Raw genomic sequence first — 22,043 nt, forward strand, 5'->3', positions numbered from 1 at the left:
CCGCATGACCACTCGCACGCCGCTGATGGCGGGCAACTGGAAGATGAACCTCAACCACCTCGAGGCCATCGCCCACGTCCAGAAGCTCGCCTTCGCCCTCGCGGACAAGGACTACGAGGCCGTCGAGGTCGCCGTCCTGCCGCCCTTCACCGACCTGCGCTCCGTGCAGACCCTGGTCGACGGCGACAAGCTGAAGATCAAGTACGGCGCCCAGGACCTCTCGGCGCACGACTCCGGCGCGTACACCGGCGAGATCTCCGGTTCGATGCTGGCCAAGCTGAAGTGCACGTACGTGGCGATCGGCCACTCCGAGCGCCGCCAGTACCACAACGAGACCGACGAGCTGGTCAACGCCAAGGTCAAGGCGGCCTACAAGCACGGCCTGACCCCGATCCTGTGCGTCGGCGAGGAACTGGACGTCCGGGAGGCGGGCAACCACGTCACCCACACCCTCGCCCAGGTCGAGGGCGGGCTGAAGGACCTCCCGGCCGAGCAGGCCGAGACCATCGTGATCGCCTACGAGCCGGTGTGGGCCATCGGCACCGGCAAGGTCTGCGGCGCCGAGGACGCGCAGGATGTCTGCGCCGCCATCCGCGGCAAGATCGCCGAGCTGTACTCGCAGGACGTGGCCGACAAGGTCCGCATCCAGTACGGCGGCTCCGTGAAGGCGGGCAACGTCGCCGAGATCATGGCCCAGGCCGACATCGACGGCGCCCTGGTCGGGGGTGCGTCGCTGGACGCGGACGAGTTCGTCAAGATCGTGCGCTTCCGCGACCAGTGAGCCGGGCCGTGAGTATGCGGTAACGGCGATTCGTCGTACTCTTGCGGGGGCACAGCCGTGGTGCCGTGCCCCCGTCGTCCATCCGTATCCGAGGAAGTTGGTCCAGCCGTGGTTCTGGGGTTCTCGATCGCCCTGATCGTCTTCAGCCTGCTGATGATGCTGCTGGTGCTGATGCACAAGGGGAAGGGCGGCGGCCTCTCCGACATGTTCGGTGGCGGTATGCAGTCCTCCGTCGGCGGCTCCTCGGTCGCCGAGCGCAACCTCGACCGGATCACCATCGTGATCGGTGTGCTGTGGTTCGCGTGCATCGTCGTCCTCGGCATCGCGATGAAGACGAACAGCTGATCAGCGTTCCACAAGAACGCACATTCCGCACGTAAGGCCCCATGTTCGGTACGCGCTCCTGAGCGCGGCCTATCATGGGGCTCGCGTCTATGAGCGGGGGGTCTTGTAACTCCAATCACTGGACGCGCGTTGGGCCTTACGTAGACTGAGGCGCTCGCAGCAAGCGAAACGCCGACTCGCTTTGCGGCACCATCACGCAGGGAGTTACGACCGTGGCAAGTGGCAACGCGATCCGAGGAAGCCGGGTCGGGGCGGGGCCGATGGGCGAGGCCGAGCGCGGCGAGTCCGCGCCGCGTCTGCGCATCTCCTTCTGGTGCTCCAACGGGCACGAGACCCAGCCGAGCTTCGCCAGCGACGCGCAGGTGCCCGAGACCTGGGACTGCCCGCGTTGCGGCTTCCCGGCCGGTCAGGACCGGGACAACCCGCCGGACCCGCCGCGCACCGAGCCCTACAAGACGCACCTCGCGTACGTCCGGGAGCGGCGCAGCGACGCGGACGGCGAGGCGATCCTCGCCGAGGCGCTCGCCAAACTGCGGGGCGAGATCTAGGAGTTGAGACCGGCCGGGTGCCTGCGGGCGCCTGGCCGGAGCCGTTTCGCCCGGCTGCGGCCGACCGATTGTCAGTGGTGCCCTTTACGGTTTGTGCATGGGGTGCACGGGCCGGCCGTGAGGGGCAGTTGTGGCGACGGTCGAGGCCAAGAGCGGGACCGGGCTCGCGTGGCGCGGGGGATTCGGGCGGCTGTGGACGGCCGCCGTGGTTTCCCGCTTCGGGGACGCGTTACGGACGTCCGCGCTGCCCCTGCTCGCCGGCGCCTCACCGACGAGCCGCTCGTCATCGCCTCCGTGACCGCCTGCGGGTACGTTCCCTGGCTGCTGTTCGGCCTGTTCGCCCTCGCCTTCTCGCTGACCGCCCTCCAGACCCTCTTCGGACAACGCCTCCACGGCCCTGCTGCCGTCCCTGGCCGACCCGTGAGGCGCTGGGCGGCGCCAACGCCTGCCTGATGACCGGACAGCAGCTCGCCGGCGGTCTGCCGGCGGGTCCCTTCGTGCCGCTGCCGCTCACCGTGGGGGCGTTCATGCCGTTCGCGGCCGGCGCGGGAACGTATCTGGTGACCGCCGCCCTCGTGGCCTCCCCGGGGATACGGCCGCCCGAGCGGGAGCCGCGCCCGGCCGGCAGCACCCAGCGGGCGGAGATCGGCGCGGGGCTGCGCGTACTGCGGGGCGACCGGGCGCTGCGGGCGGTCTGCGTGGCCACCCTGCTGTGCACCATCGGCATGGGCGCCCTGATCGCCACGCTGGTGCTGCAGGTGACGCGGTGGCTGGACGCGGGCGACGCGGGATGCGCGGCCGCCATGACGGCGTACGCGGCCGGGAGCCTTCTCGGCGGCCTCGCCGCCCGGCGACCCGCCCGGCGCACCGGGGGGGTCGGCGCCCTGCTGGTCGCGGGTGGCGTCCCGACGTCGTCCCTCGGGCTCATCCGCACCGTCCGGCCTCACGGCGCCCTCCTCGCGGCATGCTGCTGCTGGGCGCGATGAACATGGTGTGGGACGTCAACCAGGTCACGCCGACGCAGCAGCGCGGTTCGGCGGCGATGGTGGGCGCATCGCGTCCGTCTTCCGTACCGCCTCGACCTCCGGCGCCCCGCTCGGCGCGCTCCTCTGCGGAGCCGTGGCCCGGGCCTGCGGGCTGAACGGACCCGCCCTCCTGGCGGCCGCGCTCCTCGCCCCGGGGGTCACCTCGTTGATACCGGCGCGCAAGCCGGACGTACCTGTTGTCGCCTCGGACGACGGCGCGACGACCGCTCACGTCGCGCGCTGATCAACTAGGTTGGAACCGGCAGCGGGGCAAGGTACACAGCAGGGACAGGTAGGAAAGAAGGCTGAAGTCCGAAATGAACGCAGACGGCCGTACCAGGCTCAACCAGACGCCCGAGTGGACCGCTCTCGCCAAGCACCGGGAGGAACTCGCCGACACCCATCTGCGGGACCTGTTCGCCGCCGATCCGGGGCGCGGCGCCGGGTACACCCTCCAGGTCGGTGACCTGTACGTCGACTACTCCAAGCACCTGGTCACCGACGAGACGCTGCGGCTGCTGCGCGAGCTGGCCGCCGCCACCGACGTCTTCGGCCTGAGGGACGCGATGTTCCGCGGCGAGAAGATCAACACGACCGAGAACCGGGCGGTCCTGCACACCGCGCTGCGCGCGCCGCGCGACGCGGTGATCGAGGTCGACGGGGAGAACGTCGTCCCGGCGGTGCACGCCGTGCTCGACAAGATGAGCGACTTCGCCGGACGCGTCCGCTCGGGTGAGTGGACGGGGCACACCGGCAGGCGCATCAGGAACGTCATCAACGTCGGCATCGGCGGCTCCGACCTGGGCCCGGCGATGGCGTACGAGGTGCTGCGCAGCTACACCGACCGCGACCTCACGGTGCGCTTCGTGTCGAACGTGGACGGTGCGGACCTGCACGAGGCCACGCGTGACCTGGACCCGGCGGAGACGCTGTTCGTCATCGCCTCCAAGACCTTCACCACCATCGAGACCATCACCAACGCCACCTCGGCCCGCGACTGGCTGCTGAGCGAGCTGAACGCCGGACAGGATGCGGTCGCCAAGCACTTCGTGGCGCTGTCGACGAATGCCGGGAAGGTCGCCGAGTTCGGCATCGACACGGCCAACATGTTCGAGTTCTGGGACTGGGTCGGCGGGCGGTACTCGTACGACTCGGCGATCGGGCTGTCGCTGATGATCGCCATCGGCCCGGACCGCTTCCGGGAGATGCTCGACGGTTTCCGGATCGTCGACGAGCACTTCCGGAACGCGCCCGCCGAGTCCAACGTGCCGTTGCTGCTGGGCCTGTTGGGGATCTGGTACGGCAACTTCCACGATGCCCAGTCGCACGCGGTGCTGCCCTACAGCCACTACCTGTCCAAGTTCACCGCCTACCTGCAGCAGCTGGACATGGAGTCCAACGGCAAGTACGTCGCGCGGGACGGGCAGGAGGTCGACTGGCAGACCGGGCCCGTGGTGTGGGGGACGCCGGGCACCAACGGGCAGCACGCGTACTACCAGTTGATCCACCAGGGTACGAAGCTGATCCCGGCGGACTTCATCGGCTTCGCCGAGCCGGTCGGCGAGCTGAGTGACGGGCTCAAGGCGCAGCATGATCTGCTCATGGCCAACTTCTTCGCCCAGACCCAGGCGTTGGCCTTCGGCAAGACGGCGGACGAGGTGCGGGCCGAGGGGGTGCCCGAGGAACTGGTCCCGCACAAGACGTTCAAGGGCAACCGGCCGACGACGACGATCCTCGCGCGTGAGCTGACGCCGTCGGTGCTCGGTCAGCTCGTCGCGCTGTACGAGCACAAGGTGTTCGTACAGGGCGCGATCTGGAACATCGACTCCTTCGACCAGTGGGGTGTGGAGCTGGGCAAGGTCCTCGCCAAGCGGGTCGAGCCCGCGCTGGCGGAGGGGGCCCAGGTGCCCGGGCTGGACGCGTCGACGAAGGCGCTGGTGGCCAAGTACCGGTCGCTGCGCGGGCGTTGACGGGTTCTTGCCCACCCGCCCACCCGTCTCGGTCGGCCAGGAGGTGGCCCTCGCCCTGGGGCTCCGCCCCAGACCCCGGCGGGGGCTTCGCCCCCTGCGCCCCCGGGGTTCGCCGTAGATCCCGGCGGGGGCTTCGCTCTCTGCGCCCCCGGGGTTCGCCGTAGATCCCGGTGGGGGCTCCGCCCCCTGCACTCCCTGGGGTAGGTCGATCCCGGTCTCAGGCCACCGCGCTCAACGTGTCCGCCAGCCTTCGCCGCGCCGCCCGTCCGGCGGGCAGGGTGGCCAGGGTGGCCGCGCCCAGTATCGCGGCCAGCCCGAACAGCAGCAGAAGCACCGGCGACGGCCCCTGCGCGATCCCTGCGCCGATGCCGCTGGAGCGGCCCTGGGTGTCGATCAGCCAGTGGGCCAGGGGCAGGCCCAGGGTCGTACCGGCGACGACTGCGGCCAGGGCGGTGCAGCTCGTCGCCGTGACGGTGATCGCGGTGATCTGGCGCGGGGACATGCCGATCGCCTTGAGCGCCAGCAGGTCCCGCTCGCTCTCGCGGACCGTCCCGCCGATCGCGGTCAGCAGCTCGATGAGACCGATCAACGCCAGCACGGCGATCAGCCCGGCCACGACTCCGCGCAGCGGGGACAGCCCGTCGGCCGGGTTCGTGACGGCGTGCACGTCCAGGTGTCCGCGGCCGGCCGTGGTGAGGCCGGCCGCCACGCGGTTCGGGTCGGCGGACGGGCGCAGGCGCAGCTGGTAGAGGGCCGGGGCCAGGCGCGGGTCGTTCTCGCGGAGGGTGTCCAGTGAGGTGGAGATGACCCGGCCGGCGTTCTCCGGTTCGATGCTGCGGCCCACGATGTGCAGGATCTGCGGCTGGTCGCCGACCGTCATCCGGACCCAGTCGCCGACGTGCACGTCGAGCAGGTCGAGCAGGCCCTGGCCGGCCACCGCCTCGTCCGGGCCCGTCGCGGGGCGGCCCGCGGCGAGCGTGTACGGGTAGGGGTCGTGGCGGGTGCCCAGGCCCCGCAGGGCGATCGTCGCGGTCTGGCCGGGGACCAGGGCGGCCACCTCGACGCCCGGGTAGACGTCGGCGACCCGCGGGTCGTGGTCCAGCAGGGTCCGGGTCTCGCCGTCGCTCATGCCGCTGTCCGCCCGTACGGTGAGCGCCGCCGGGAGGCCCATCCGCTCGGGATTGTCGTGGAAGCGGTCGATGGTGGTCCAGGCGCTCATCGCCACCACGATGAGCAGCAGGGGCAGGGCCAGTCGCCCGATGGCGGCGAGTGTGCGCGGGCGGCGGGTGAAGGCCTGGTGCCAGCCCAGGACGAGTGCCGGGGGCAGGCGCAGGCCGAGGGCCCGGCGTGCCACGCCCGTCAGCCGGCCGCCGGACGGAGCGGCGGGGCGTGGCACCGGCACCGGGGGTACGCGTCCCGCCCGCCAGGCCGCGAGCCCGGTCACCGCGCCGATGAACAGCACCGCGCCCACCGGCACCGCGAACAGGGCCACCGTGTGCCCCGGCAGCCCCTGCCACACGCCGACCGCGTCGCCCAGCCGCCCGGGGATCCACGTGCCCAGCCCCTGGGTCAGCCCGGCCGCCGCCACCGCACCGAGCAGGGCGTAGGTCACGTGCTGGAGCAGGAAGATCCGTACGACCTGGGCGGGCGTGAAGCCGATCGCCTTCAGGACCGAGATGTCCCGCAGATGGCCGCGGATGCGGGTGCCGATCGCGCCGTGCACCGCGAATCCGGCGGCGAGCAGCGCACCGAGCCCGAACAGGCCCAGCACCTGGCCGAGCAGCCGGTTGTCACCCTGCGCCTCGGACCGCGCCTGCTGCCAGGTGGAGACCTCGCCGACCGCGCCGGCGCCGAGCACGGTGACGGCGCGCTGGACGGCGTAGTCCGTGTCGCCGGGATCGGTCAGGCGCAGCCCGATCACCCGGCCGCCCGGGTCGCGCACGGCGGACGGCGGGGCCCAGACCAGCCCGGGCTGCTCGCCCGCCCGGTAGCGGGGCTCCGCGCTGTCGGCGACGCCCACCACGGTCAGCGTCCGCGCCGTACGGGGCAGGGTGAGTGTGTCGCCGGGCTCGGCCAGCAGCGCGCGGGCGAGGCGGCTCTCCAGGACCACTCCGTCGGGCTCCCGCGGGTCGAGCCAGTGGCCCGAGGCGAGCAGCGGGCGGCCCACGGAGGGCTGTGAGGGGGTGCCGCGCAGTTCGACGGAGGCGCGGGTGCCGCGGGAGGAGACGGTGGCCGACTCGGTGGGGTAGGGACCGGCGACCGATTCCACGCCGTCCAGCGCGGCGAGGCGGCCCGTGTCGGCGGACTTCACCGTGTGGATCCACACATGGGCGCCCCGGGACTGCGTGAAGACCCGCTGCCAGGGGTTGGTCGCGTAGCCGAACAGCGCCGTGGCCAGCAGCAGCGAGACGACGATGCCGGCGGTGGCCAGCACGATGAACAGCGCCTCGCCGCGGTGCGTGCGCAGATCGGAGTGCGCCCAGCGCAGGGTGGCCCGCATAGGTCGGTCAGTCCCTCAGTTCCAGCACACCCGAGACACCCCGGCCACCCGGGGCACCCGAGGTCCCAGCACCTCGCCGCGCCGGCGCCCCGCCCAGCTCCGCGTCGTCGGCGATCCGGCCGTCGAAGAAGCTGATGACGCGGTCCGCGGCGCTCGCGAGCCGGGCGTCATGGGTGACCAGCACGATCGTCTGGCCGCGCTGGTGGAAGCGGGACAGCAGCCGCATGACCTCGCGGGTGCCCTTGCTGTCCAGGCTGCCGGCGGGCTCGTCGGCCAGCAGCAGCGGCGGATGGTTGACCAGGGCGCGGGCGAGCGCGACACGCTGCTGCTCGCCGCCGGACAGCTCGCCCGGCATGCTGCGCTCCTTGCCGTCGAGGCCCAGCTCGGCCAGCAGCTCCTCCCGCTCGGCGCGCGCCTGCTTCGGCGAGCGGCCGACCAGCAGCGCGGGCAGCTCGACGTTGTCGGCGACCGACAGGTTGGATACCAGGTTGAAGAACTGGAAGACGATCCCTATCCGCTTCCTGCGTTCCTCGGCCCAGCGCGCCTCGGAGTAGGCGTCCGTGCACCGGCCGTCCAGCCAGATGCTGCCCTCGTCCGGCCGCTGCAGCCCGCCGAGCAGGTGCAGCAGCGTCGACTTGCCGGCCCCGGACGGGCCGGTGACGGCCACGAACTCGCCCGGTCGCACGGACAGGTCGACCCCGCGCACGGCACGGGCGGGCGCGCCCTCGCCGTAGTGGGTCTTGACCAGGCCCTCGGCGCGCAGCAGAGGAGTGGGGCTCTCGCTCACTCCAGCTCCTCCAGTTCCTCCTGGCACCGCTCCAGCCAGTCGAGGTCGGCCTGCAGGTGCAGCATCGCGCCCTCGATCAGCAGATGGGCGATTCGGTTGTCCCGGTTCTCGGCCGCGGCCAGTTTCGACAGGTTGCGCATGGTGTTGAGGTACTCGCGTCGCTGTTTGTTGATGAGGGCGATCTGGTCGGCGAGACCGGTCTGCGGGGCGAGGGCGAGTTTCATGAAGAACTCGTCCCGTACCCGCGGCTCGTCCTCGGTCTCCTCGTACCAGGCGTGCAGCGCCTCACGCCCGGCGTCGGTGAGGTGGTAGATCCTCTTGTTGGGCCGGCTGGACTGCTCGACTTCCTCGCCCTCGATCAGTCCCGACTTCTCGAGGCGGCCGAGGGTCACATAGATCTGGCCCACGTTCGGCTGAGGGTACGCGGAGCCCAGCAGTTGCTCAAGGTCCTGTTTGAGCTCGTAGCCGTGGGCGGGGCCGCGCGCGAGGAGTGCCAGGAGGGGCAGGCGCACTCGTGCTCTCCTCCTGTCCTTGTAATGTGCTCCAGGCCCTAGTATCGCGCATACCTAACAGGTATACATGGCCTCTGTCCCCGGGCGAGGATGCCCGTGGTGCCGGTGTACAGGGAGGAACCTATGCGGTGGATACACGCCGCCGGTAGGGGCCTTCTTGTCCTCGTCGTGGTCATGGCAGGTTACGTGGCCTCGGGTGCCCGCACGGACGAGGGTGCCGCGGACGGCAGAGGGCCCTTGACCCTCGCCACCGCCGGGGACCTCACCGGCTACCTCGGCCCGCTGCTGGAGGGCTGGAACCGCACCCACCCCGGCGAGAAGGTCACCCTCGTCGAGCTGCCGGACTCCGCCGACGAGACCCACGCGCAGATGACCACCGACCTGCGCGGCGGCGACCGCAGCCGGTTCGACGTGCTCAACATCGACGTCAACTGGACCTCGGAGTTCGCCGCGGCCGGCTGGATACGGCCCCTGCCGAGGAACCGCTTCCCCCTGCGGACCTTCCTGCCGCCGGTCGTCGACACGGCCACCTACGACGGACGCCTGTACGCCGTGCCGTACATCACCAACGCCGGACTGCTCCTGTACCGCAAGGACGTCCTCGCCAAGGAGGGCGTCCCGCCGCCGCGCACCTGGGCCGAGCTGGAGCACGACGCGAAGACCATCGCGCCGAAGTACGGGCTCGACGGTTACGCCGGCCAGTTCCTGCCCTACGAGGGGCTCACCGTGAACGCGGCCGAGGCCGTGTACTCGGCGGGCGGGAGCATCCTCGGCGACGAGGGCGAGCGCGTCACGGTGAACTCGTCCGCCGCCCGCGAGGGCATCGGGTTCCTGGCGCGCGGCTTCCGCGAGGGCTGGATCCCGAAGGCGGCGCTGACGTACAAGGAGGAGGAGTCCAAGCAGGCCTTCCAGGACGGCCACCTTCTCTTCCTGCGCAACTGGCCCTACGCGTACGCCGTCGCCTCGGCCAAGGGGTCACCGGTCGCCGGGAAGATCGGCGCCGTACCGCTGCCCGGCCCCGACGGGCCGGGCAGGAGCGTCCTCGGCGGCTCCGACCTGGCCGTCAACACGCACGCCCGGTATCCCGATTCGGCCGCGCGCCTGATCGCGTACCTCACCAGTGAGCCCGTCCAGCGGCAGGTCCTCACGCGTGGCGCGCTGCCGCCCGTACGCGCGGCGCTGTACAAGGATCCCGAGCTCATCCGGAAGTTCCCGTATCTGCCGACCCTGCGCGCCGCCGTGGGCGGCGCGCAGGGCCGCGCCGCCGTGCGCGCGGCGGCGCCGCGCCCCAAGAGCCCGCACTACGACCAGGTCAGCCTGGTGGTGCAGGCGGTCGTGCACGACGCGCTGACCGGGCGGGAGACGCCCGAGTCCGCGGTGCGCCGGCTGGCGCGCGAACTCGCGGCGATCTCGCACCGCTGACCCACCACTGCACCCCTTCCTAGTTACATGTTAGGTAACGCGGACGTCTCATTCGTGTCCATTGTGACCGGATGAGTCCCTATTTCCCCGGCCAACGCCCCAGTAGCTTCCCGCCAATTCGTTGACACCCGTGCGACACGTCTACTTAACATGCATGCATAACCGCTAGCACACACACAGACAGGTCAACGGGGTGAGTCTCCAGCGCATCCGCACCCACCACTGGTGGCGCGACGCAGTGATCTACCAGGTGTACGTCCGCAGCTTCCTGGACAGCACCGGCGACGGCATCGGCGATCTGGCCGGGGTCCGGGCCGGGCTGCCGTACCTGAAGAAGCTCGGTGTCGACGGGATCTGGCTGAGCCCCTTCTACCCCTCGCCGCAGCACGACCACGGCTACGACGTGGCCGACTACTGCGACGTCGACCCGGTCTTCGGCGACCTCGCCGAGTTCGACCTGCTGATGGCGGCCGCCCGGCGGCTCGGCATCAAGGTGCTCCTCGACATCGTCCCGAACCACTGCTCCAGCGAGCACCCCTGGTTCCGCGAGGCGCTGGCCTCACCGCCCGGCAGCCCCGCCCGCGCCCGCTTCCACTTCGCCGACGGCCGCGGCCCCGACGGCTGCGAGCCGCCCAACAACTGGCACGCCATGTTCGGCGGCCCGGCCTGGTCCCGGGTCACCGAGGCGGACGGCCGCCCCGGCCAGTGGTACCTGCACATGTTCACCCCCGAGCAGCCCGACTGGAACTGGCGCCACCCCGAGGTCCCCGCCGAGTTCGACCGCATCCTGCGCTTCTGGCTGGACCGGGGCGTCGACGGCTTCCGCATCGACGTCGCCGCCGGCCTCTTCAAGCACCCGGACCTGCCCGACTCCCCGGACCCCGAGGCCGACGCCCGCACCCGCGACTCGGTCAACCCGCTCGCCTGGAACCAGCCCGAGGTGCACGACGTGTGGCGGCACTGGCGGGCGGTGTGCGAGGAGAACACGGCCCGCGACGGCCACGAACGTCTGCTGGTCGGCGAGGTCTCGGTCCCGACCGCCCGCGAACACGCGCGGTACGTCCGCCCGGACGAGCTCCACCAGGCCTTCTTCTTCGACCTGCTCAGCGCCCCCTGGGACCCCGACGCCTTCCGCAAGGTCATCTCGGAGGCCATGGCGGACATCGCCGGCACCGGCTCGACGGTCACCTGGGTCCTGAACAACCACGACCAGGTCCGCACCGTCACCCGCTACGGCGAACCCGCCACCGAGGGCAGCGGCCTCGGCACCGCCCGCGCCCGCGCCGCCGCGCTGCTGATGCTGGCGCTGCCCGGAGCCGCGTACATCTACCAGGGCGAGGAACTGGGGCTGCCCGAGGTCGTCGACCTGCCCGACGACGTGCTCACCGACCCGATCTTCCGCCGCACCGGCAGCCGCGCCCGCATCCGCGACGGCTGCCGGGTGCCACTGCCGTGGTCCGGGCAGGCGTCCCCGTTCGGCTTCACCTCCGGCGCGGAGGGGGCCAAGCCGTGGCTGCCGCAGCCCGAGTACTTCGCCGAGTACGCCACCGACCGGGCCCTCGCCGACACCCGCTCCTTCTGGCACCTGTACCGCGACGGCCTGCAACTGCGCTCCGCGCTGCCCCAGTTGGGCGAAGGCTCGCTGCGCTGGCTGGACACCCCGCCGGGCGTCCTCGGCTTCGTCCGCGGCGACGGCCTGGTCTGCGCCGTCAACTTCGGTACGGCGCCCACGCCCGCACCGGTCTCCGGGACCCCTCTGCTGTCCAGCGGCCCGTGCCCGGCCGGGGTGCTCCCCGGTTCGACGGCCGCCTGGTGGATCAACGACCTCTGACCCGCCCGTCAACTCCCCACCCCCCGAAGGGACATCAACGATGATGCGACGACGTACCACCCTGCTCACCAGCTGCACGGCCCTCGCCCTGGCGCTCGGCGCGACCGCCTGCGGAGGCGGCGACCCGGTCTCCGCCGGCGGCGGAGACAAGGCGCTCAGCGGCCAGACGGTCACCGTGGCCGGCGTATGGACCGGCAGCGAGCAGAAGAACTTCCAGAAGGTGCTGGACGCGTTCAGCGCGAAGACCGGCGCCAAGACGCAGTTCGTGTCCACCGGCGACAACGTCTCCACCGTCGTCGGCAGCAAGATCGAGGGCGGCAACGCCCCCGACGTCGTGATGGTCCCGCAGGTCGGCGTGCTCCAGCAGTTCGCGAAGAAGGGCTGGCTCAAGCCGCTGTCCGCCACCACCCAGAAGTCCGTGGACGCGGGGTACGCGCCCGTCTGGAAGAAGTACGGCAGCGTCGACGGCACCCTCTACGGCCTGTACTTCAAGGCCGCCCACAAGTCGACCGTCTGGTACAGCCCCGACGCGCTCACCCAGGCCGGGATCAAGCCGCCCAAGACGTACGACGCGATGCTGAAGGCCGGGCACACCGTCTCCGACTCCGGCCTCGCCGCCTTCGCGGTCGCCGGGCAGGACGGCTGGACCCTCACCGACTGGTTCGAGAACATCTACCTCTCCCAGGCCGGGCCCGAGAAGTACGACGCCCTCGCCGCCCACCAGCTGAAGTGGACCGACGCGAGCGTGGTCAAGGCGCTCACCACGCTCGGCAAGCTCTTCAAGGACAAGCAGCTCATCGCGGGCGGCCAGAAGGAGGCCCTCAACACCGACTTCCCGGGCTCGGTGGAGAAGGTGTTCGGGCCCAAGCCCGAGGCCGGCATGGTCTACGAGGGCGACTTCGTCGCCGGGGTCGCCCACGACCAGTTCGGCAGGAGCGTCGGCAAGGACGCGAACTTCTTCCCCTTCCCGGCGGTCGGCGGCGGCAAGGCGCCGGTCGTCAGCGGCGGTGACGCGGCCGTCGTGCTGAAGGACGGCAAGAACGCCAAGGCCGGCATGAAGCTCCTCGAGTACCTTGCCACCCCCGAGGCCGCGGCCGTGTGGGCGAAGGCGGGCGGCTTCCTGTCCCCGAACAAGCAGCTCGGCCTCTCCTCCTACGGCGACGACGTCACCCGCGCCACCGCCAAGTCCCTGATCGCTGCGGGCGACTCGGTCCGCTTCGACATGTCCGACCAGGCGCCCGCGGCCTTCGGCGGCACCAAGGGCGTGGGGGAGTGGAAGCTGCTGCAGGACTTCCTGCGCGACCCCTCGAACCCGAAGGGGACCGCGGCGAAGCTGGAAGCCGCGGCGGCCAAGGCGTACCAGGACTGAGCTGACCGATGACTGCCACCACACTCGTGAAGGAGAAAGGGGCGAGCCCTCCGCCGCCGCCCGTTACGCTCGCCGAGCGCGCACGGCGCTCGCGACGGCGCGGCCGGATCATCGCCCTGCTCTTCGTCCTCCCCGCGCTGCTCCTGCTCGGCGCGCTCGTCGTCTACCCGGTGCTGTTCTCCGTCGGCCGCAGCTTCTTCGACGCCTCAGGCACCCGCTTCGTCGGCGGCGACAACTACACCGAGATGTTCCGCGACCCGGCGACGCTCAGGGCCATCCGGAACACGGTGATCTGGGTGGTCGTGGCCCCGGCTCTGCTGACCGGACTCGGCCTGATCCTCGCCGTCCTGGTCGAGAAGGTCCGCTGGGCCACGGCGTTCAAGCTGCTGCTGTTCATGCCGATGGCGGTGTCCTTCCTCGCCGCCGGCATCATCTTCCGGCTCGCCTACGACGAGGACCCCGACAAGGGCGTGCTCAACGCCGCCGTGGTCTCGGTCCACGACGCCTTCACGGGCACGTCGTCGTACCCGACGGCACGCGCCCGCGTCGGACAGGACCTGACCCAGGGCCGGGACGGCTCCTACGCGACGAACGCGGGCGTCTCGCCGGGTGACCTGGTGACGCTCCCGATGGTCGGCGTCCTGCCCAAGGACCTGCCCGAGGACGCCTCGCCCGCGTACCCGGCGGCCGGGAAGAAGGCCGCGGCCGACGAACTGCGCGGCGTCGTCTACCTGGACTTCACCCCGGGCGGCGGCGGCACGCAGGGCAAGGTCGACCGGCGCGAGAGCGGCCTGCCCGGGATGAAGGTCGAGGCGGTGCGCGACGGCAGGACGGTCGCGAGCGCCACGACCGCGTCCGACGGCTCCTTCCGCTTCTCCGGGCTGCACGCGGGCTCGTACACGGTGAAGCTGCCGGAGTCGAACTTCGCGCAGCCGTACCAGGGAGTCTCCTGGCTCGGGCCGGCACTGGTGACACCGGCGATCATCGGGGCGTACCTGTGGATCTGGACCGGTTTCGCGATGGTGCTGATCGGCGCGGGCCTGTCCACCCTGCCCCGGGACGCCCTGGAGGCGGCCCGGATGGACGGCGCGAACGAGTGGCAGATCTTCCGCCGGATCACGGTCCCGCTGCTGGCCCCGGTCCTGACCGTCGTCTTCGTGACCCTCGTGATCAACGTGATGAAGGTCTTCGACCTCGTCTACATCATCGCGCCCGGCCCGGTGCAGGAGGACGCCACCGTCCTCGCGACCCAGATGTGGCTGGTGTCCTTCGGCGGCGGCAACAACCAGGGCCTCGGCAGCGCGCTGGGCGTACTCCTGCTGCTGCTCGTCGTCCCCGCGATGGTCTTCAACGTCCGCCGCTTCCGAAGGAGTCAGCGATGAACGCGGTCAGGCGGGGCCTGGGCAACGGGCTGGTGCAGGCCTTCCTGGTGGTGATCGGCCTGGTCTGGCTGACCCCGCTGGCGGGACTGTTCCTCTCCTCCCTGCGCTCGGCGCAGGACACCGCCAAGGGCGGCTGGTGGACGGCACTGGCCAGTCCGGGCCAGCTGTCCTTCGACAACTACTCGGCGCTGCTGAAGAACGCCGGGATGACCCAGGCCTTCTGGAACACGGTCCTCATCTCGGTGCCGGCGACCGTTCTCGTCGTCGTCATCGCCTCCCTCGCCGGATACGCCTTCGCCTGGCTGGACTTCCCGGGACGCGAGCCCGTCTTCCTGCTCGTGGTGGCCCTGCTGGTGGTGCCCGTGCAGATCGGCCTGCTGCCGGTCGCCAAACTCTTCGGGCAGTTGGGCCTGTTCGGCACGATCCCCGGCGTCGTCCTCTTCCACGTGGCCTACGGCCTGCCGTTCGCGGTGTTCCTGCTGCGCAACTACTTCGCGGAGATGCCCAAGGAGATGCTGGAGGCGGCCCGCATGGACGGCGGCAGCGAGTGGCGCATCTTCACCCGCCTCGTCCTGCCCGTGGGCCGGCCCGCCATCGCCAGCCTCGCCATCTTCCAGTTCCTGTGGGTCTGGAACGACATGCTGGTGGCGCTGCTCTTCGCCGACAGCTCCTCCCAGCCGCTGACGGTGCAACTGCAGTCCCAGATCAGGCAGTTCGGCAGCAACATCGACGTGCTGGCACCCGGCGCGTTCCTGTCGCTGATCGTGCCGGTGGTCGTGTTCTTCGCGTTCCAGCGGCACTTCGTGCAAGGGGTGATGGCAGGGTCCGTGAAGTAGGGGAGAGCGAAAAGGGGCGGCGCGGGACATGCCCGCGCCGCCCCTTTCGTTCACGGCGAAGCCGGTGGATACAGCGACCGCGGCAGCTGGGAGGCCGCCGCCGCGTCCAGCAGCCACAGAGTGCGGGAGCGGCCGTGGGCGCCCGCCGCCGGGGCCTGGATCTCGCCCGCGCCCGAGAGGGCGATCGCGGCGGCCTGGGCCTTGTCCTCGCCGGCGGCCAGGAGCCAGACCTCGCGGGCTGCCCGGATCGCGGGCAGCGTCAGGGTGATGCGGGTCGGCGGCGGCTTCGGGGCGCCGTGGACGCCTACCACCGTGCGCTCGGTCTCCCGTACGGCGGGCAGCTCGGGGAAGAGCGAGGCAACGTGGGTGTCCGGGCCGACGCCCAGCATGAGGACGTCGAACGTCGGGACGGGGCCGTGGTTCTCCGGGTCCGCGGCCTTGGCCAGCTCCGCCGCGTACGCCTCCGCCGCCGCGTCCACGTCGGCGCCGTGCGGACCGTCCGAGGCGGGCATGGCGTGCACGCGCTCCGGGTCCAGCGGCACGGAGTCCAGCAGCGCCTCGCGGGCCTGGGTGACGTTGCGCTCCGGGTCGCCCTCGGGGAGGTAGCGCTCGTCGCCCCACCACAGGTCGAGCCGGGGCCAGTCGATGGCGTCGCGGGCGGGGGCGGCCGCCAGCGCCGCCAGCAGGCCGTTGCCGTTGCGGCCGCCGGTGAGGACGACGGACGCGTGGCCCCGGGAGGCCTGCGCGTCCACGATCCTCGTGATCAGCCGGGCCGCCGCGGCCTGCGCCATCAGTTCCTTGTCGCGGTGCACGACCAGCTGCGGGGTGCTCACTTCGCCGCCGCCTTCTTCGTCGGTGCCTGCTTGACGGGGGCCTTCCCGGCCGCCTTCTCCACGGGCGCCTTCGCGGCCTCCTCGACCGGGGTCTCGACCGCCACCGCGGCCTCGGCGGCCGGCTGCCCGGGCACCTCGGGCGTTGGTGTCAGCCGCTCCACCCCGTACCGCAACGCCGAGGCGTACGTGTCGTCCGGGTCGAGCCGCCGCAGTTCCTCCGCGATCAGCTCGGCCGTGTCACGCCGCTTCAGCGCCACCGCGCGGACCGGCTGGCCCTCGATGGACAGGGTGGCCAGCGAGCCGTCCGCCCGGTCCAGCACGATCGGGCCGCAGTTGGTGTCCATGCGGACCGCGGTGAGCCCCGGGCCGGAGGAGAGGGAGCGCTTGACGGGGACGTCCAGCCGGTGCGCGAGCCACATCGCCAGCAGCTCGCAGCTCGGATTGAACTCCTCGCCCTCCACCTCGACGGCCTTGACCTCGCACACGACCTGGTCCAGTGCGGCGGCCAGCATCGAGCGCCAGGGGGTGATCCGGGTCCAGGACAGGTCCGTGTCGCCGGGCGTGTAGGCGTCGGCGCGGACGGCCAGCTCCCGTACCGGCTGCTCGGCGGCGTAGGTGTCGGTGACCCGGCGCTGGGCGAGGGCGCCCAGCGGGTCGTTGGCCGGGTCGAGCGGGGCGTTCACCGGCCACCAGACGACGACCGGGGCGTCCGGCAGCAGCAGCGGCAGCACCACGGAGTCGGCGTGGTCGACGACCTCGCCGTACAGCCGCAGCACCACCGTCTCGCCGGTGCCCGCGTCCGCGCCCACCCGCACCTCGGCGTCCAGCCGGGACTGCGTGCGGTCGCGGGGCGAGCGGGAGACGCGCTTGATGACCACCAGCGTGCGCGAGGGGTGCTCGCGGGAGGCGTCGTTGGCGGCCTTCAGCGCGTCGTAGGCGTTCTCCTCGTCGGTGACGATGACCAGGGTCAGCACCATGCCCACGGCGGGCGTGCCGATGGCCCGGCGGCCCTGCACCAGCGCCTTGTTTATCTTGCTGGCCGTGGTGTCCGTGAGGTCTATCTTCATGGCCGGCGCCAGCTCCGTCCGTCTCGTGCGAGCATCTCGTCGGCCTCCGCGGGGCCCCAGGTGCCCGACTTGTACTGCGCGGGCCTGCCGTTGCTGTCCCAGTACTCCTCGATCGGGTCGAGGATCTTCCAGGACAGCTCGACCTCCTCCGTGCGCGGGAAGAGGTTGGCGTCGCCCAGCAGCACATCGAGGATCAGCCGCTCGTACGCCTCCGGGCTGGACTCCGTGAAGGACTCGCCGTACGCGAAGTCCATCGACACGTCCCGGATCTCCATCGACGTGCCCGGCACCTTCGAGCCGAAGCGGACCGTGATGCCCTCGTCCGGCTGGACGCGGATGACGACCGCGTTCGAGCCCAGCTCCTCCGTCGCCGTGTGGTCGAAGGGGGAGTGCGGGGCCCGCTGGAAGACCACCGCGATCTCCGTCACCCGGCGGCCCAGGCGCTTGCCGGTGCGCAGATAGAAGGGGACGCCCGCCCAGCGGCGGTTGTCGACCTCCAGCTTGATCGCCGCGAAGGTGTCGGTCTTCGACTTGGCGTCGATGCCGTCCTCTTCGAGGTAGCCGATGACCTTCTCGCCGCCCTGCCAGCCCGCCGCGTACTGCCCGCGGACGGTGGAGCTGCCCAGGTCCTTCGGCAGCCGTACCGCACCGAGCACCTTGGTCTTCTCCGCGGCCAGCGCGTCCGCGTCGAAGGAGGCGGGCTCCTCCATGGCCGTCAGGGCCATGAGCTGGAGCAGGTGGTTCTGGATGACGTCCCGGGCGGCGCCGATGCCGTCGTAGTAGCCGGCCCGGCCGCCGATGCCGATGTCCTCGGCCATGGTGATCTGCACGTGGTCCACGAAGGACCGGTTCCAGATCGGCTCGAACATGGTGTTGGCGAAGCGCAGCGCCAGGATGTTCTGGACGGTCTCCTTGCCGAGGTAGTGGTCGATCCGGAACACCTGCTCCGGCTCGAACACCTCGTGCACGATCGCGTTCAGTTCCTCGGCCGACCTCAGGTCGTGGCCGAACGGCTTCTCGATGACCGCGCGCCGCCAGGAACCGCCCTGCTGGTCGGCAAGGCCGTGCTTCTTCAGCTGCTGGATGACCACCGGGAAGGACTTCGGCGGCACCGACAGGTAGAACGCGAAGTTGCCGCCCGTGCCCTGCGCCTTGTCGAGCTCCTCGATCGTGCCGCGCAGCCGCTCGAAGGCCTCGTCGTCGTCGAAGGTGCCCTGGACGAAGCGCATCCCCTGGATGAGCTGCTGCCAGACCTCCTCGCGGAACGGGGTCCGGGCGTGCTCCTTGACGGCGTCGTGGACCTCGGCCGCGAAGTCCTCGTGCTGCCACTCGCGGCGGGCGAAGCCGACCAGCGAGAAGCCGGGCGGCAGCAGACCCCGGTTGGCGAGGTCGTACACGGCGGGCATCAGCTTCTTGCGGGACAGGTCGCCGGTGACGCCGAAGATGACCAGGCCCGACGGCCCCGCGATACGCGGGAGCCGTCGGTCCGCGGGGTCACGAAGCGGGTTCGCTCCGGAACCGGAGAAGGGGGACAATTCAGCCCTCCGAGGGAGCGAGGCGCTGAAGCTCCGCCTCGGTCGACTTGAGCAGGTCGTTCCAGGACGCCTCGAACTTCTCGACGCCCTCGTCCTCCAGGACCTGGACCACGTCGTCGTACGAGATCCCGAGCTTCTCCAGCGCGTCGAGGTCGGCGCGGGCCTGCTCGTAGGTGCCGGCGACGGTGTCGCCGGTGATCTCGCCGTGGTCCTCGACGGCCTCCAGCGTGGCCTCCGGCATGGTGTTCACCGTGTTCGGCGCCACCAGCTCGGTGACGTACATCGTGTCCTGGTACGCCGGGTCCTTCACACCGGTCGACGCCCACAGCGGACGCTGCTTGTTGGCGCCGGCGCGCTCCAGCACGCTCCAGCGGTCCGAGGAGAAGACCTCCTCGTACGCCTGGTAGGCGAGGCGCGCGTTGGCGATGGCGGCCTTGCCGCGCAGCGCCTTGGCCTCGTCGGTGCCCAGCGTGTCGAGCCGCTTGTCGATCTCGGTGTCCACGCGGGAGACGAAGAAGGACGCCACGGAGTGGATCTTCGACAGGTCCAGGCCGCGCTCCTTCGCCTTCTCCAGGCCGGTCAGGTACGCGTCCATGACGGCCCGGTAGCGCTCGAGCGAGAAGATCAGCGTGACGTTGACGCTGATGCCGTTGCCGATGGTGCCGGCGATGGCCGGGATGCCCGCCATGGTGGCCGGGATCTTGATCAGCGTGTTCGGGCGGTCGACCAGCCAGGCCAGCTGCCTGGCCTCGGCGACGGTCGCCTTCTCGTTGTGCGCCAGGCGCGGGTCGACCTCGATGGAGACCCGGCCGTCCTGGCCGCCGGTGGCGTCGAAGACGGGGCGCAGGATGTCGGCGGCGTCGCGGACGTCCGCCGTGGTGATCATGCGGATGGCCTCTTCGACGGTGACCTTGCGGGCGGCGAGGTCCGACAGCTGCTGTTCGTAGCCGTCGCCCTGGGAGATCGCCTTCTGGAAGATCGTCGGGTTGGTGGTGACGCCCACGACGTGCTGCTGGTCGATCAGCTCGGCGAGGTTGCCGGACGTGATCCGCTTGCGCGACAGGTCGTCCAGCCAGATCGCGACGCCTTCCTCGGAGAGGCGCTTGAGTGCGTCTGTCATGGAATTACATCTCCTACGTGTCGTATATGAGCGTCAGCGCTGGGCGGCGGCGATGGATTCCCGCGCCTTGGCGGCCACGTTCTCCGCGGTGAAGCCGAACTCGCGGAAGAGGACCTTGCCGTCGGCGGAAGCACCGAAGTGCTCCAGGGAAACGATGCGGCCGGCGTCCCCGACGTACTTGTGCCAGGTCAGACCGATGCCCGCCTCGACGGCGACACGGGCCTTCAGGGACGGCGGGAGCACGGAGTCCCGGTACCCCTGGTCCTGCTGCTCGAACCACTCCACGGACGGCATGGACACGACCCGCGTGGGGATCCCCTCGGCCTGCAGCTGCTCGCGCGCCTCGACGGCGACGTGCACCTCGGAACCGGTGGCGATCAGCACGACCTGCGCCTCGCCGCCGTCGGCCTCGAACAGGACGTAACCGCCGCGCGCGGCATCGTCGTTGGGCTCGTACGTCGGCACGCCCTGGCGGGTCAGCGCGAGGCCGTGCGGAGCGCCCTTGCCGAACTCCTTCGTCCAGCGCCGCAGGATCTCGCGCCAGGCGATCGCGGTCTCGTTGGCGTCGGCCGGGCGGACCACGTTCAGGCCCGGGATGGCGCGCAGCGAGGCCAGGTGCTCGACGGGCTGGTGGGTCGGGCCGTCCTCGCCGAGGCCGATGGAGTCGTGCGTCCACACGTACGTCACCGGCAGGTGCATCAGCGCCGACAGGCGCACCGCGTTGCGCATGTAGTCGGAGAACACCAGGAAGGTGCCGCCGTAGACGCGGGTGTTGCCGTGCAGCGTGATGCCGTTCATCTCCGCGGCCATGGAGTGCTCGCGGATGCCGAAGTGGATCGTGCGGCCGTACGGGTTCGCCTCCGGCAGCGGGTTGCCCTCCGGCAGGAAGGAGCTGTCCTTGTCGATGGTCGTGTTGTTCGACCCGGCGAGGTCGGCCGAGCCGCCCCACAGCTCGGGGATGACCGCGCCGAGCGCCTGGAGCACCTTGCCGGACGCGGCACGGGTGGCGATGCCCTTGCCGGGCTCGAAGACCGGGATCTTCGTCTCCCAGCCGGTGGGCAGCTCGCCCTTGGCGATGCGGTCGAACTCGGCGGCGCGCTCGGCGTTGCTGTTCCGCCACTCCTGGAAGGACTTCTCCCACTCGGCTTTGAACTGGCGGCCGCGGTCGAGGGCCCGGCGGGTGTGGTCCAGCACCTCGTCGGCGACCTCGAAGCTCTGCTCGGGGTCGAAGCCCAGGACGCGCTTGGTCGCCGCGACCTCGTCGTCGCCGAGCGCCGAGCCGTGGGCGGCCTCGGTGTTCTGCGCGTTCGGGGCCGGCCAGGCGATGATCGAGCGCATCGCGATGAAGGACGGCTTGTCCGTCACCTTCTTCGCGGCCTCGATCGCGTTGTAGATGGCGTGCGGGTCGAGGTCGCCGTCCGGCTTCGGGGCGATCCGCTGCACGTGCCAGCCGTAGGCCTCGTACCGCTTGACGGTGTCCTCGGAGACGGCCGTCTCGGTGTCGCCCTCGATCGAGATGTGGTTGTCGTCCCACAGCAGGATCAGGTTGCCGAGCTTCTGGTGCCCGGCCAGGGAGGAGGCCTCGGCGGAGATGCCCTCCTGGAGGCAGCCGTCACCGGCGATGCAGTAGACGAAGTGGTCGAAGGGGGACTCGCCCTGCGGGGTCTCCGGGTCGAACAGGCCGCGCTCGTAGCGGGCGGCCATCGCCATGCCCACCGCGTTGGCGACACCCTGGCCCAGCGGGCCGGTCGTCGTCTCGACCCCCTTGGTGTGCCCGTACTCCGGGTGGCCCGGAGTCTTCGAGCCCCAGGTGCGGAAGGACTTCAGGTCGTCCAGCTCCAGGCCGAAGCCGGCCAGGTAGAGCTGCGTGTAGAGGGTCAGGGACGAGTGGCCGGCGGACAGCACGAAGCGGTCGCGCGCCACCCAGTCGGGGTCGGCGGGGTCGTGCCGCATCACCTTCTGGAAGAGGGTGTAGGCGGCCGGCGCCAGGCTCATCGCCGTACCCGGATGGCCGTTGCCGACCTTCTGTACGGCGTCGGCGGCCAGGACGCGAGCGGTGTCGACGGCCCGCTGGTCCAACTCGGTCCACTCGAGGTCTGTGGTGGTCGGCTTGGTGCTCACCCTGAGTCAGGGCTCCTCTCCACATGATCGAATACCGGTGTTCTGGGCGCGCGCCCACC

At 71.0% G+C, this 22,043-nt stretch carries 17 protein-coding genes and 1 pseudogene; 10 read left to right on the forward strand and 8 right to left on the reverse strand.

The window, feature by feature from the left end; genetic code table 11:
• Nucleotides 1–4 precede the first annotated feature (4 nt).
• The 5 genes and pseudogenes from tpiA to pgi all read left to right on the forward strand — a co-directional run bounded on the left by tpiA (nucleotide 5) and on the right by pgi (nucleotide 4,669).
• Entirely contained in the window at nucleotides 5–781 is a 777-nt protein-coding gene (gene tpiA / locus ACIBBH_RS02585) for a triose-phosphate isomerase (protein WP_399401140.1), read from the forward strand.
• A 108-nt stretch (nucleotides 782–889) separates the two neighbouring features.
• Nucleotides 890–1,126, forward strand: a complete 237-nt coding sequence (secG, locus tag ACIBBH_RS02590) for a preprotein translocase subunit SecG (RefSeq protein WP_399401142.1) — start codon at nucleotides 890–892, stop codon at nucleotides 1,124–1,126.
• A gap of 212 nt (nucleotides 1,127–1,338) precedes the next feature.
• Nucleotides 1,339–1,674: an RNA polymerase-binding protein RbpA gene (locus ACIBBH_RS02595; RefSeq protein WP_003976875.1), complete on the forward strand. Its 336-nt coding sequence runs from the start codon at nucleotides 1,339–1,341 to the stop codon at nucleotides 1,672–1,674.
• A gap of 190 nt (nucleotides 1,675–1,864) precedes the next feature.
• Nucleotides 1,865–2,943, forward strand: a pseudogene (locus ACIBBH_RS02600) (MFS transporter).
• Between the two features lie 73 nt (nucleotides 2,944–3,016).
• The gene (gene pgi / locus ACIBBH_RS02605) at nucleotides 3,017–4,669 is read left to right on the forward strand and encodes a glucose-6-phosphate isomerase (protein ID WP_399401144.1); all 1,653 of its coding nucleotides are present in this window, start codon (nucleotides 3,017–3,019) and stop codon (nucleotides 4,667–4,669) included.
• Nucleotides 4,670–4,886: 217 nt separating this feature from the next.
• Here pgi and ACIBBH_RS02610 read toward each other — a convergent pair whose 3' ends face one another.
• From ACIBBH_RS02610 to ACIBBH_RS02620, 3 genes are read right to left on the reverse strand one after another with little or no spacing between them, the layout of a single operon-like run.
• Entirely contained in the window at nucleotides 4,887–7,169 is a 2,283-nt protein-coding gene (locus ACIBBH_RS02610) for an FtsX-like permease family protein (protein WP_399401146.1), read from the reverse strand.
• Nucleotides 7,170–7,176: 7 nt separating this feature from the next.
• Nucleotides 7,177–7,956, reverse strand: coding sequence for an ABC transporter ATP-binding protein (locus tag ACIBBH_RS02615; RefSeq protein WP_399401148.1), 780 nt, complete (start codon nucleotides 7,954–7,956; stop codon nucleotides 7,177–7,179).
• A complete protein-coding gene (locus ACIBBH_RS02620) occupies nucleotides 7,953–8,468 on the reverse strand; it encodes a PadR family transcriptional regulator (protein WP_399401150.1) in 516 nt (171 codons plus the stop codon). The genes ACIBBH_RS02615 and ACIBBH_RS02620 overlap by 4 nt, the downstream gene beginning before the upstream one ends.
• Before the next feature lie 123 nt (nucleotides 8,469–8,591).
• Between ACIBBH_RS02620 and ACIBBH_RS02625 the strand changes: the two genes are divergently transcribed.
• From ACIBBH_RS02625 to ACIBBH_RS02645, 5 genes are all read left to right on the forward strand, one after another.
• Complete coding sequence (locus ACIBBH_RS02625; protein WP_399401152.1) at nucleotides 8,592–9,890, forward strand: ABC transporter substrate-binding protein; 1,299 nt, start codon at nucleotides 8,592–8,594, stop codon at nucleotides 9,888–9,890.
• Nucleotides 9,891–10,098: 208 nt separating this feature from the next.
• Nucleotides 10,099–11,721 (forward strand): alpha-amylase family glycosyl hydrolase, encoded by a 1,623-nt coding sequence (locus ACIBBH_RS02630; protein ID WP_399401481.1) that lies wholly within the window; start codon nucleotides 10,099–10,101, stop codon nucleotides 11,719–11,721.
• A 40-nt stretch (nucleotides 11,722–11,761) separates the two neighbouring features.
• Nucleotides 11,762–13,090, forward strand: a complete 1,329-nt coding sequence (locus tag ACIBBH_RS02635; RefSeq protein ID WP_399401154.1) for an ABC transporter substrate-binding protein — start codon at nucleotides 11,762–11,764, stop codon at nucleotides 13,088–13,090.
• An 8-nt stretch (nucleotides 13,091–13,098) separates the two neighbouring features.
• The gene (locus ACIBBH_RS02640) at nucleotides 13,099–14,472 is read left to right on the forward strand and encodes an ABC transporter permease subunit (RefSeq protein WP_399401156.1); all 1,374 of its coding nucleotides are present in this window, start codon (nucleotides 13,099–13,101) and stop codon (nucleotides 14,470–14,472) included.
• The gene (locus ACIBBH_RS02645; RefSeq protein WP_399401158.1) at nucleotides 14,469–15,308 is read left to right on the forward strand and encodes a carbohydrate ABC transporter permease; all 840 of its coding nucleotides are present in this window, start codon (nucleotides 14,469–14,471) and stop codon (nucleotides 15,306–15,308) included. Before ACIBBH_RS02640 ends, ACIBBH_RS02645 begins: the two co-directional genes overlap by 4 nt.
• Before the next feature lie 50 nt (nucleotides 15,309–15,358).
• Here the strand turns inward: ACIBBH_RS02645 and pgl are convergent, their stop codons facing one another.
• From pgl to tkt, 5 genes are read right to left on the reverse strand one after another with little or no spacing between them, the layout of a single operon-like run.
• The gene (gene pgl, locus ACIBBH_RS02650) at nucleotides 15,359–16,141 is read right to left on the reverse strand and encodes a 6-phosphogluconolactonase (RefSeq protein ID WP_399401160.1); all 783 of its coding nucleotides are present in this window, start codon (nucleotides 16,139–16,141) and stop codon (nucleotides 15,359–15,361) included.
• A complete protein-coding gene (gene opcA, locus ACIBBH_RS02655) occupies nucleotides 16,138–17,208 on the reverse strand; it encodes a glucose-6-phosphate dehydrogenase assembly protein OpcA (protein WP_399401161.1) in 1,071 nt (356 codons plus the stop codon). The genes pgl and opcA overlap by 4 nt, the downstream gene beginning before the upstream one ends.
• Complete coding sequence (gene zwf, locus ACIBBH_RS02660; protein WP_399401162.1) at nucleotides 17,205–18,743, reverse strand: glucose-6-phosphate dehydrogenase; 1,539 nt, start codon at nucleotides 18,741–18,743, stop codon at nucleotides 17,205–17,207. Before zwf ends, opcA begins: the two co-directional genes overlap by 4 nt.
• A gap of 1 nt (nucleotide 18,744) precedes the next feature.
• Nucleotides 18,745–19,863 (reverse strand): transaldolase, encoded by a 1,119-nt coding sequence (gene tal, locus ACIBBH_RS02665; protein WP_399401164.1) that lies wholly within the window; start codon nucleotides 19,861–19,863, stop codon nucleotides 18,745–18,747.
• A 33-nt stretch (nucleotides 19,864–19,896) separates the two neighbouring features.
• Complete coding sequence (gene tkt / locus ACIBBH_RS02670; RefSeq protein WP_399401166.1) at nucleotides 19,897–21,984, reverse strand: transketolase; 2,088 nt, start codon at nucleotides 21,982–21,984, stop codon at nucleotides 19,897–19,899.
• Nucleotides 21,985–22,043: the final 59 nt, after the last annotated feature.

The sequence above is a fragment of the Streptomyces sp. NPDC051636 genome (assembly GCF_044453765.1).
In the GTDB taxonomy this organism is placed as follows: domain Bacteria; phylum Actinomycetota; class Actinomycetes; order Streptomycetales; family Streptomycetaceae; genus Streptomyces.

Bases quoted from the DNA above. Each gene is read 5' to 3' on its own strand.
- tpiA (WP_399401140.1), top strand. From the start codon at position 5: ATGACCACTCGCACGCCGCTGATGGCGGGCAACTGGAAGATGAACCTC.
- pgi (WP_399401144.1), top strand. From the start codon at position 3,017: ATGAACGCAGACGGCCGTACCAGGCTCAACCAGACGCCCGAGTGGACC.
- ACIBBH_RS02610 (WP_399401146.1), bottom strand. From the start codon at position 7,169: ATGCGGGCCACCCTGCGCTGGGCGCACTCCGATCTGCGCACGCACCGC.
- ACIBBH_RS02625 (WP_399401152.1), top strand. From the start codon at position 8,592: ATGCGGTGGATACACGCCGCCGGTAGGGGCCTTCTTGTCCTCGTCGTG.
- ACIBBH_RS02635 (WP_399401154.1), top strand. From the start codon at position 11,762: ATGATGCGACGACGTACCACCCTGCTCACCAGCTGCACGGCCCTCGCC.
- ACIBBH_RS02640 (WP_399401156.1), top strand. From the start codon at position 13,099: ATGACTGCCACCACACTCGTGAAGGAGAAAGGGGCGAGCCCTCCGCCG.
- ACIBBH_RS02645 (WP_399401158.1), top strand. From the start codon at position 14,469: ATGAACGCGGTCAGGCGGGGCCTGGGCAACGGGCTGGTGCAGGCCTTC.
- opcA (WP_399401161.1), bottom strand. From the start codon at position 17,208: ATGAAGATAGACCTCACGGACACCACGGCCAGCAAGATAAACAAGGCG.
- tal (WP_399401164.1), bottom strand. From the start codon at position 19,863: ATGACAGACGCACTCAAGCGCCTCTCCGAGGAAGGCGTCGCGATCTGG.